This is a genomic window from Saliniramus sp. (assembly GCF_035311605.1).
Taxonomy (GTDB): domain Bacteria; phylum Pseudomonadota; class Alphaproteobacteria; order Rhizobiales; family Beijerinckiaceae; genus Saliniramus.
Genome location: NZ_DATGCW010000324.1, coordinates 1 through 10,660, shown reverse-complemented (window position 1 = coordinate 10,660; position 10,660 = coordinate 1). Strand labels below are relative to the sequence as shown.

10 protein-coding genes and 1 pseudogene are annotated in these 10,660 nt (G+C 65.0%); 6 read left to right on the top strand and 5 right to left on the bottom strand.

The window, feature by feature from the left end:
* A pseudogene (locus VKP01_RS14495) lies at positions 1-374 on the top strand (DNA polymerase III subunit beta); the annotation flags it as partial.
* Positions 375-454: 80 nt separating this feature from the next.
* Entirely contained in the window at positions 455-1,642 is a 1,188-nt protein-coding gene (recF, locus tag VKP01_RS14490; RefSeq protein WP_324413495.1) for a DNA replication/repair protein RecF, read from the top strand.
* 9 nt (positions 1,643-1,651) lie between these two features.
* Here recF and VKP01_RS14485 read toward each other — a convergent pair whose 3' ends face one another.
* A complete protein-coding gene (locus VKP01_RS14485; protein WP_324413493.1) occupies positions 1,652-2,119 on the bottom strand; it encodes a nucleoside deaminase in 468 nt (155 codons plus the stop codon).
* 73 nt (positions 2,120-2,192) lie between these two features.
* Here VKP01_RS14485 and VKP01_RS14480 point away from each other — a divergent pair, with 73 nt between their 5' ends.
* Together VKP01_RS14480 and rsmD are read left to right on the top strand one after the other, a co-directional pair.
* Positions 2,193-4,133: a pseudouridine synthase gene (locus VKP01_RS14480; protein WP_324413491.1), complete on the top strand. Its 1,941-nt coding sequence runs from the start codon at positions 2,193-2,195 to the stop codon at positions 4,131-4,133.
* A 6-nt stretch (positions 4,134-4,139) separates the two neighbouring features.
* Positions 4,140-4,712, top strand: coding sequence for a 16S rRNA (guanine(966)-N(2))-methyltransferase RsmD (gene rsmD / locus VKP01_RS14475; RefSeq protein WP_324413489.1), 573 nt, complete (start codon positions 4,140-4,142; stop codon positions 4,710-4,712).
* A 13-nt stretch (positions 4,713-4,725) separates the two neighbouring features.
* Here rsmD and VKP01_RS14470 read toward each other — a convergent pair whose 3' ends face one another.
* Positions 4,726-5,511 carry a molybdopterin-synthase adenylyltransferase MoeB gene (locus VKP01_RS14470; protein ID WP_324413487.1) on the bottom strand — a complete coding sequence of 262 codons (786 nt, stop codon included), beginning with the start codon at positions 5,509-5,511 and terminating at the stop codon, positions 4,726-4,728.
* Between the two features lie 185 nt (positions 5,512-5,696).
* Between VKP01_RS14470 and VKP01_RS14465 the strand changes: the two genes are divergently transcribed.
* Positions 5,697-6,299 (top strand): glutathione S-transferase family protein, encoded by a 603-nt coding sequence (locus tag VKP01_RS14465; protein ID WP_324413485.1) that lies wholly within the window; start codon positions 5,697-5,699, stop codon positions 6,297-6,299.
* Between the two features lie 57 nt (positions 6,300-6,356).
* On the opposite strand, the gene rpsD is transcribed toward VKP01_RS14465, so the two are convergent.
* Positions 6,357-6,974, bottom strand: coding sequence for a 30S ribosomal protein S4 (rpsD, locus tag VKP01_RS14460; protein ID WP_324413483.1), 618 nt, complete (start codon positions 6,972-6,974; stop codon positions 6,357-6,359).
* A 359-nt stretch (positions 6,975-7,333) separates the two neighbouring features.
* On the opposite strand from rpsD, the gene VKP01_RS14455 reads away from it, so the two are divergent.
* The gene (locus VKP01_RS14455) at positions 7,334-8,197 is read left to right on the top strand and encodes a response regulator (protein ID WP_324413481.1); all 864 of its coding nucleotides are present in this window, start codon (positions 7,334-7,336) and stop codon (positions 8,195-8,197) included.
* A 116-nt stretch (positions 8,198-8,313) separates the two neighbouring features.
* Here VKP01_RS14455 and VKP01_RS14450 read toward each other — a convergent pair whose 3' ends face one another.
* Together VKP01_RS14450 and VKP01_RS14445 are read right to left on the bottom strand one after the other, a co-directional pair.
* Positions 8,314-9,816, bottom strand: coding sequence for a hypothetical protein (locus VKP01_RS14450; RefSeq protein ID WP_324413479.1), 1,503 nt, complete (start codon positions 9,814-9,816; stop codon positions 8,314-8,316).
* Between the two features lie 160 nt (positions 9,817-9,976).
* Positions 9,977-10,660, bottom strand: a 684-nt coding sequence (locus VKP01_RS14445; protein ID WP_324413477.1) for an FAD-dependent oxidoreductase, incomplete at its 5' end; no start/stop codon positions are given.

Here is a 10,660-nt window from a genome sequence, read left to right as displayed (position 1 = left end):
ATTATCAGCGGGTCATTCCCGCAGGAAACGACAAGACCCTGATCGTCGATCGCGACGAGTTCGCCCGCTCCGTTGATCGCGTCTCCACGATTTCTTCCGAGCGCGGGCGGGCGGTTAAGCTCTCCCTCGCCGATGGCCGGCTGACGCTCACCGTCAATAACCCGGATTCCGGTTCGGCGACGGAAGAGATCGAGGTCGAATACGAGGCGGCGGCGCTGGATATCGGCTTCAATGCACGCTACCTCCTCGACATCATGGGCCAGCTCGGCGGCGATACAGCGATTCTCAAACTGGCCGATCCCGGATCGCCGACGCTGATCCAGGACCGGGAAGGTGCAGCCGCGCTCTACGTGCTGATGCCGATGCGGGTGTGACGGCGCCGTCGCTGGCGCGCCTCCGGCAGGGGCCGCATGCGCTGCTTGCGCCGGGAGATGGATGATTGGCGCGCGACGCAATGGTTGAACATGGACCGGTCGGAAATTCCGCAGCGGCAGAGGACTCTGGGCGCACGCGCATCACCCGTCTCGCTTTGACCGACTTTCGCTCCTATGCCGCCCTGTCGCTCGCGACAGACGCTCCGCTCGTGGCGCTGTCGGGGGAAAACGGCGCCGGCAAAACCAACATCCTCGAAGCGATCTCCCTGTTCACACCGGGACGCGGTTTGCGCCGGGCCGATCTCGGGCAGATGCTGCGCCACGGGGCGCACGGCTTCACGGTCTTCGCCGCGCTTGATCGGGGCCCCGAAGAACCGGTGCTGAATTGCGGGGTGGGCCTCCAGCCTGACCCCGAGGGCGGGCGTGCGGCGCGGATCTGCCGGATCGACGGCGATACCGTGGCATCGCCGGTAGCCTTTGCCGAATATCTGCGCCTCGTCTGGCTGACGCCCGATCTCGATGCTCTGTTCCGTGGGCCCGCCGGCGACCGCCGACGTTTTCTCGACCGGCTGGTGCTCGCTGTCGATTCCGCCCATGGCAGCCGGGTCGCGGCGCTGGAGCGCGCGACGCGCTCGCGCAACCGGCTGCTGGATGAAGGGGCGCGCGATCCCCGCTGGCTCGATGCGGTCGAGCGCGAGATGGCCGAACTCGGCATCGCCGTCGCGGTCGCCCGCGCCGAAACGGTGACGCGGTTATCCGCGCTGATTGCCCGCGAACACGATCCCGCCTCGCCCTTCCCCGATGCCACCCTCGCATTGTCCGGTGGGACCGACGATCTCGTCGCCGCGCATTCCGCGCTTGAGGCAGAGGATGCCTATCGCGAGCGCCTTCGCAATGAGCGCGGGCGTGACCGGGCGGCGGGGCGCACCCTGTTCGGGCCGCAGGCGAGCGATCTGCAGGTGCGCCATGCGCCGAAGGACATTCCCGCCGCTCTCGCCTCGACGGGTGAGCAGAAGGCGCTGCTCATCGGCCTCGTCCTCGCCCATGCCGCGCTGGTGCGCAGCATGACGGGCCACGCGCCGATCGTGCTGCTCGACGAGGTCGCTGCCCACCTCGATACGATGCGTCGCGCCGCGCTCTACCGGCTGCTCGCCGCCATTGGTGGCCAGGTCTGGATGACGGGGGCGGATCCGGCCTTGTTTGCCGATCTGCCGGATGGGAGCCTGCATCTCGCCGTCGCCGACGGGGCGGCGCGACCACCGGGTTAGGATACGGGGTCAGCCGGTTTCATCGCGGCGCTCGCGGAAGAAATTGCGCAGCAGTTCCGACGCCTCGCGCTCGCGGAAGCCGCCGTAGACCTCCGGCGCGTGGTGGCAGGTCGGCTGGTCGAAGAAGCGCCCGCCATGCTCGACGCCGCCGCTCTTGGGATCACGGGCACCGAAATAGAGTCGCCTGATCCGCGCGAAGGAGATGGCGGCTGCGCACATGGCGCATGGCTCCAGCGTCACATGGAGATCGCAGCCGATCAGCCGCTCCGAGCCGAGGATACGAGCCGCTTCGCGAATGGCGAGGATTTCGGCATGGGCGGTGGGATCGCAGTCTTCGCGGGTACGGTTTCCCGCCCTCGCGAGCAGCTTTTCGCCGCAAACCACCACCGCGCCGACAGGCACTTCCCCGCGTGCGCCGGCCGCACGTGCTTCGTCGAAGGCGATCTGCATCGGATCGGGCTGGCCTGTGGCGTTCATGGCTTCGATATCCCTTGGCTCGCAGCGCGTTTTGCCGCTCGCATCGTACCCCGCACTCTGCTATCAGACGCGCATGATGAAAACCAGAGACGACCGTCCCGGGAGCCGCGCGCGAGGCGCCGCACCGGGCGACAAGGGGCGCAAACCCCACAGCGCCAAACCCCATGCCGGCAAGAAGAGCGCCGGCGCCACCGCGCCCGCCGCCCCGCGCGACCCCGCAGCACCTGATCGGATCGCCAAGGTGATTGCCCGTGCCGGCGTCGCTTCGCGCCGCGATGCCGAGGCGCTGATCGAGGCGGGTCGCGTCAGCCTCAATGGCGAGGTACTGGATTCGCCGGCGCGCAACGTCACGCCTGCGGATGTAATCCTGATCGACGACGAGCCACTGCCGGCCAGGGAGCGCACACGGCTGTGGCTCTATCACAAGCCGCGCGGCCTCGTGACCACCGCCCGCGATCCGGAAGGGCGCGCCACTGTGTTCGACGAATTGCCCGAGGAATTGCCGCGCGTCGTCGCGGTGGGGCGTCTCGACATCAATACCGAGGGATTGCTGCTGCTCACCAATGATGGCGGCCTCGCCAAGGTGATCGCCCATCCCGATACCGGCTGGCTGCGCCGCTACCGCGTGCGCGCCCATGGGGTGATCGATCAGGCCCGGCTCGATACGATCGCAGATGGTCTCGTCGTGGACGGGATGGAATACGGGCCGATCGAGGCGAAGCTCGACCGGGTGCAGGGTGACAATGCCTGGATGACGCTGGGCCTGCGCGAGGGCAAGAACCGCGAGGTGAAGCGCATCCTCGAACATCTGGGCCTGCGCGTGAACCGCCTCCTGCGCCTGTCCTTCGGCCCGTTCCAGCTCGGGGATCTGCCCATCGGGCAGGTCGAGGAGGTGCGCACCCGCGTGCTCAAGGATCAGCTCGGCGACAAGCTCGCGAGCGAGGCGGGCGTCGATTTCGCCAGCCCCGTGCGTGAGCCGCTGCCTCCCGAGCCGGAAGCGCCGGCATGGGCGCATAAGGGTGACAGGAAGCCGGCGCAGAGCCGGGCTCCCGAGCCCGGAGGCGGCGACAAGCGCTTCGGCGGCAAGGCCGGGGGTGACAGGAAGTTCGGGGACAAGAAATTCGGCGACAGGAAGTTCGGCGACAAGCCGTTCGGTAAGCCCGGCGAGGCTCCGGCAGGCCCGCCGCGCCGTCCGGCCTGGGATCGCGCCGTCAAGGCCAGCGTCTGGCGGGCGGACGAGGCACCGGAGGGGCCGATCTTCCGCAAGCGCCGCGATGCCGATCCGAAGGCAGCCCGCGAGGCTTCTGCCACGCGCAAGCACGAGCGCGTCGGCGCCATCTCGCAAAAGAGCGGCAACCGTGTCCTGGTCGAACGCGTCAAGGCTGATCCCGCCGACGCGCCGCGCACGGCTCCAGAGACGGGCAAGGGGCAGACGAGCGAGGCTCAGACGGCGAGGGGGCGCGGTGGTGCTGCGTCCGCGCAGGGCGCGCGTCCGGCTTTCGGCAAACAGGCCACGAGCCGCCCCGCCGCCGGGCGCGGTTTCGACAAGCGTGCAGGCGAGGGCACGGAACGCGCGGCATATCGTGACGATCGCACGGGCGGCAAACCGCCCGCACGTGGTCCGGGGCGCCCTGCCGGCAAGTTCGGGGACCGGCCCGGTGATCGCCCCGGCGAAGCGCGCGGTGAATCCCGTGGTGGTCGCCCGTACGAGAAGAAGCCCTATCAGGGCCGCTCATCCGAAGGCAGATCGGGTGAAGGCAGATCGGGTGAAGGCAGATCTTTCGAAGGCAGGTCTTTCGAAGGCAAGCCCGGTGGGCGTGCCTCCGGCGGGCGTCCCGCGGGCGGGCCGGGTGGCAAGCCGTTTGGCAAACCCGGCGGCAGAGCCGGTGGCAAGCCCGGTGGCAAGCCTGGTGGCAAGCCGTTCGGTAAGCCCGGTGGCAAGCCGCAGGGGAGGCCGTCCAGCCCGTCCGGACGCGGTGCCGGCAAGGGGCCGAACAAGGCGCCGCGGAGCTGATCCGTCATGCGCATCGTGGGCGGGCGTCTCAGCGGACGGGCTATCGTCGGACCGAAGGCCGGGCCGGGCAAAACCGGCCCGATCCGCCCGACTTCCGACCGCCTGCGCGAGGCGATCTTCAACATCCTCGCCCATGGCCATGACGATGCCTGCGCGGGTGCGCGGGTGATCGATCTGTTCGCCGGGACCGGGGCGCTTGGTCTTGAGGCGCTCTCGCGCGGTGCGGCATTCGCGCTCTTCGTCGATGACGGCGCCCAGGCGCGCGGGCTGGTTCGCGAGAATGTCGAGGCGCTCGGGCTCGGGGGCGTCACCCGCCTGTTCCGGCGCGATGCGACGCGGCTCGGTGCCGCCGACAAGTTCACCCCTGCCGATCTGGTCTTCTGCGATCCCCCCTATGGCCGCGATCTCGCGCCGCGCGCGCTCAAAGCCTGCGCCCTAGGGGGCTGGCTCCGCCCAGGCGCGCTCGTCGTGGTGGAGGAGAGCAGCGCGGCCGCCGATATACTGCCGGAGGCTTTCACCCTGCTGGAGAGCCGCGACTACGGCGAAACGCGGGTGAGTTTCGCGCGGTTCGCCGCCTGATCGCGCGGCGTCTTCACAGTGTCGCGGCCTGATCGCCATTGAGCGGATTGGCCGGATCGTGGCGGTAGCGCATCATGTCGAAACGCATGGATCGCGCATCCAGCATCAGCAGCCGCCCGACCATGTCCTCGCCGAAGCCGGTGATTTCGCGCAGAACCTGCATCGCCATCAGCGATCCCATCACACCGGCGAGCGCGCCCAGTATCCCCGCCTGCGCGCAGGTCGGGACTGCACCGGGTGGGGGCGGATCGGGGAAGAGGCAGCGATAGGTCGGATTCAGCTGCCCTTCGGCATCCCGCTCATAGGGTCGCAGCACCGTCAGCGAGCCGTCGAACTGGCCAAGAGCCGCCGTGACCAGCGGTTTGCGGGCGTGAAAGCAGGCATCCGAGACGGCATAACGCGTCTCGAAATTATCGGAGCCTTCCGCCACGATGTCGTAATCCGCGATCAGGGCGTGTGCATTCTCCGGCATGATGCGCAAGCGATGCGCCTCGACCGCCACATGCGGATTGAGCCGCGCGATAGCGTCTGCGGCGGAATCCACCTTTGCGCGACCGATATCCGGCGTGCCGTGGATGATCTGGCGCTGGAGGTTGGATAGATCGACCACATCGTCGTCGACGATGCCGAGATGCCCCACGCCCGCCGCTGCGAGATATTGCAGGAGCGGCGCGCCCAGTCCGCCGGCGCCGATCACGAGAACCCGTGCGGCCTTGATCTTCGCCTGGCCGGGTCCTCCGATATCGGAGAGCACCAGATGGCGGGCATAGCGGGCGATTTCGTCGGATGAGAGCGTCATCGTGGGACAATATCCTTGACGCGCTCGCCGGCAAAGCGTGCGATCCGGTTTTTTCGGCGCGGCACATGCGCCATCCACCCATATGGTGATGCATGGGCGGGCCGGTGAATCGCCGCGCGCCGGCTTGGCCTCGCGCCATCGCCTGCGTAACCATGGGCGCGAACGTATCTCAAGGGAGGAAAACCATGATTCTGCGCACGTCTCCGCCGTCACCCTTTGGTCGCAAGGTGAAGATTGCCGCATCGGTACTCGGTCTGTCGGACCGGCTCGAAGTGGAAGGCGCCGATACCGCCGATCCGGGCGACAGCCTGCGCAAGCAGAACCCGCTCGGCAAGATCCCGGTCCTGATCGAGGATGATGGGACCGCATGGTACGATTCACGCGTCATCGTCGAGTATCTCGACCATCTCGCCGGCGGCGGGAAGCTGCTCCCGCAGGGGGCGGCGCGTTTGCCGGTGCTGCGCCTGCAGGCGCTGGCCGACGGGCTGGTGGATGCCAATATCCTCATTCTCTATGAGGGGCGTTGGCGTGATCCTGCTCGCCACGAGGCCAAATGGCTGGAATACCAGGAGGGCAAGGTCACGCGCGCCCTTGATGCGCTGGCGGAGCAGGCGCCCGATTTCACGGGCAAGGTCGATGTCGGCACCATCTCGGCGGCCTGTGCGCTCGGCCATATGGATCTGCGCTTCGAGGGCGCCTATCGCAAGAGCCATCCCGCGCTCGATGCCTTCATGAACCGCTTCGCGGCCGATGTGCCCGCCTTCGAGGCGACAAAGGTCACCGCCTGAACGAAAAGGGCCGCCCCGAGAGGGCGGCCCGATCGTTTCCGGAAAGGTTCGCGGCGATCAGCGCGAATAGAACTCGATCACGAGATTGGGTTCCATCTGGACGGCGTACGGCACCTCCGACAGGGTCGGGATGCGGGTATAGGTCGCCTTCATCTTGGAATGATCCGCATCGATGTAATCAGCTACGTCGCGCTCGGCGAGTTGCACCGATTCCAGCACGATCACGAGCTGCTTGGAGCTGTCCTTCACCTCGACGACGTCACCGGGCTTCACCAGGAAGCTCGGGATGTTGGTGCGGCGCCCGTTCACAGTGATGTGGCCGTGATTGACGAACTGGCGCGCGGCAAACGGGGTCGGCGCGAATTTCGCGCGATAGACCACCGCATCCAGACGGCGCTCGAGCAGACCGATCAGGTTCTCGCCGGAATCGCCGCGCATGCGGATCGCTTCGGCGTAATAGCGGCGGAACTGCTTCTCGGTGATGTTGCCGTAATAGCCCTTGAGCTTCTGCTTGGCGCGCAGCTGCGTGCCGAAGTCGGAGAGCTTGCCCTTGCGGCGCTGGCCGTGCTGGCCGGGGCCGTATTCGCGGCGGTTGACGGGACTCTTGGGGCGACCCCAGATATTCTCGCCCATGCGGCGATCAATTTTATACTTCGCCTGAATGCGCTTCGACATAGTCGCGTATCCTCAGATCTGCGTTTTTCGTTTGCGAGGAACGCGCCCTCCTCTTTCACCGCGCGAGGAGAACTCGTACGATAAACGACAGGCCGGATCACGACAGAAGCCGGACCCGATCCACGGGTGCGTCAAGAAATACGCGGGCCATCGCCGACCCGCGCATTGCGGTTTCACTGCCGGTTCCGATGCGAAAAGTCAATCTTTGACGCAAATTTCTTTTCTCCGACCGCGTTTCAGAGTAACCGTGCGAAAAATGCGGATCGCCTAGCGGCAGGCATGACGTTGCGTTATTTCTGGTAACAGAGTGACAAGTTTTCATTGATAAATTGACGTAAGATGGAGAGGAGACGGGTATCGTGACGACCGGCAGTGGATCAGCCAGTGACGCAGGCGCAGGCGCGCCGCTGCATGTCATGGTCGCCGAGCCCGACACGCAGCAGCGCGCTGATGTCGCCGATGCGGTGCGCGCCGCCGTCGGTCCGGTGCAGATTTCCGAGGTTGGTGACGGGGAAGCGGCCGTCAAGGCGATGACGGCCAAGCGCCCGGATGTGCTCTTCATCAACGTCAAGATGCCTGGTATCAGCGGCGCCGAGGCCGTCGTCATCGCGCGGCAGGAGGGGGTCCAGCCACTGACCGTGCTGATGTCCGACAGGGTCCTCAGCCGCTGGGTCGCACTTTCCAACGAACTCGGCGCCTATGAATTTCTTAAGAAACCCTACGATGAAGCCCATATTGCGGGCTTGATGCAGGCCGTGATGCGTATGCGTAAGCCGACCCGGGCATTGCTTGTCGAGGGTTCCGAGACGACGCGGGCCCTGATGCTTAAGCTGATGGATCAGTCGCGTTTCAACCTGGATATCGAGGAAACCGATTCCGGCGTGCATGCCGTCAGGTTGATGCGCGCGACAGCTTACGATGTCGCCCTGATCGATTTGAACCTGGGTGGGATGGACGGGCTGGAGACGGCCTGTCAGGTCAAGGAAGTGGCGCCCGGTACCGCTCTGGTCCTGATTTCCGCGCCGGGATCCGAGAAGATCGAAACGGCCTCGCGGCATTTCGGTTTCACGACATTCCTGCAAAAGCCTTTCTACGCGCATCATATCGAAGACATGCTGCACGAGGTTTTCAACCTGCGCCGACCCTATCTCCTGAACGCGACCGGGCGGGTGCATGCGCGCAGCCAGCGTCTGGAGGAGGAGCGGCGCGCCCGCAGGCGCTGATTCCATTGCAAAAAGGCATCATGCGGCCCCCATGTCGCGGGAACCGCATGATGATTCAGGCCCTGTCACGGCTGTGTCGGGCCGCGCCGCCGGATCGGATGGCGCGGCACCTGAATTCAGGATTTGGGGAAATCGACGGGACCGAATTCCTCATGCACGATCCGGCGCATCTCGAGCGCTTCATTGGGGTTCAGCCTGCCGTCAGCATCGCCGTCGGCCAGTTGGAACACCGCCTTGAACTGCTGGACATTGAACTTGCCCATCTGATCAACGAACAGATTGCGGTCTTCCGGGCTGAAGCCGAGAACAGGTGCGAAGCGGTTCCATTCCTCCTGGCTGAAGCCATCTTTCTGCGCGTCATGCGACTCGGCGGTGGAGATGAATTCCTCGAAATCGAGTTGCCAGTCGAAGCCTGCCGCCTCGCGGAAGCTCTGGATCCGGTTCGGATCGTTACCGTTGAGATGGCGGCTCAGATCCAGTACTTCGGGCGCGTCGATCGTGCCGCTGCCATTCCTGTCACCCGCGCGCAGCATGTCGACGAGACCGACGATGTCGCCACGTCCCTTCGGACCGAACAGATGCTTGTGGTCCTCCGGGCTCAGGTTGAGCAAGGGTGCAAATTCTGTCCATTCCTGGGGATTCAGGCGCCCGTCACCGTCGCGATCAAAGCTGTGCGCGGCGGCCAAGGCTTCATCGGCGGTGATCTGCCAGTCCGCGCCGGCCATGTCACGGAAGCTGCGCGGGTTGTCCGAGATCAGCGGTTCGCTCAGGGCGCGGGCATTGTTCTGGCCGATATTCAGCTGGAAGATCAGGCTCTCGCGACCGGGGTTCTCCGGTGCGTAGCGATCGTCCATGCCGATGAACATTCTGCCGCCATCAGGGTCGACGACCTGGTCGGCGTGATCGTGCCCGTCCACATTGGTCTGGATGCCCTGATCCATGTTGCCAGTGGTATGGAACAGCTTGTTGCCGTATTCACCATTGATCGGCTTCATGTTGCCGAACGGGTCGATATGAACGAGGTTCATGCCGCCGGGATGCTCCGTGAAGAGATTGGACGGCTGCCCGTATTCATTCACGAGCGCGAACTGGCCGTCCTGGCGGGCGAGCAGCTCCCGGGATTGCGGATTGCGGAAGGCATTGGGGACCATGGCGAAACCGACCTGGTCACCCGCGTTGAAATCGAGCTCGACTTTTGAGTTGCCGGGCTGGAGCTGGCCGCCATCGCCGATCATCGAAGCATTCGGGAAGACGACGTTCGTCTCCTTGATGGTGCCGTCGCCCGCGAGCTTGTACATCACCAGCGTATTCTTGAAATCGGTATTCTCAGTCCGGAAGTTCAGTTCCGCGCGGGTGGGCTCGGTGAAGCTGATGACGCGGGCCCGGTTAAAGACTTCCGAAGCGCTGCCGGAAAGCGGCGACTGCATGGAGTTCACCAGCGGCGCCTGCATCTGCGTCTGCATCGAATGATGGTTCAGCGCCGTGGTCTGCGGCGTGGCAGCCTGATTGCCCGGTGCGTGCTGCGTGATCTGGAAGTTGGCAGCACCCGCCTGCTGTTGCTGATTGCGCTTGGGATCGAACTGGGACGGGATCGGACCGAAACTGGACTGGAACTGCATAACTGGCCTCCTTGACCTCAGGTTGTGGAGACCTTAGCGGAACAATGAAACCAGCGCGAGTGTAAAGCTTTGTTAAGTTTAATATTTGCAGTTGTTAATTGTATTTGGCAAGGTTTCGATGACTGAATACTATCATCGAAACCTTGCCTATGCGCGTGTGTCACATATGCAATGCGCGTTTGTCAGCTGCGAGGGCCGCTTCTCTAACTGCTTCTGATAGAGTCGGGTGGGCATGGCAGGTGCGGGCGATATCCTCGGAAGAAGCGCCGAACTCCATGCCGACGGCGATTTCATGGATCAGATCGCCTGCTTCAGGCCCCACGATATGGGCGCCAAGCACGCGATCGGTCTCCTTGTCGGCGAGAATCTTGACGAAACCGTCCGTCTGCAGATTGGCTTTGGCCCGGCCATTGGCGGTGAAGGGGAACTTGCCGACGTTATAGGCGGTACCCGCTTCCTTGAGCTCTTCCTCGGTCTTGCCGATCGAGGCGACCTCCGGATAGGTGTAGACCACGTTCGGGATGATGCCGTAATTGACGTGCCCCGCCTTGCCAGCGATGAGCTCGGCGAGGGCGACACCCTCATCCTCGGCCTTGTGGGCCAGCATGGGGCCGGTGACGACGTCGCCGATGGCGTAGATACCCTGCACATTGGTGGCATAATGTGCGTCGATCTCCACGCGCCCACGATCATCCAGCTTCACGCCGGCCTCTTCCAGGCCCAGCCCCTCCGTATAGGGTTTGCGGCCCACGGCTACTAGGACGATATCCGCCTCGATCGTTTCCGCATCGCCACCCTTGGCCGGCTCTACGGTGAGCTTGACGCTCTTGTCGGAGGCCTTCGC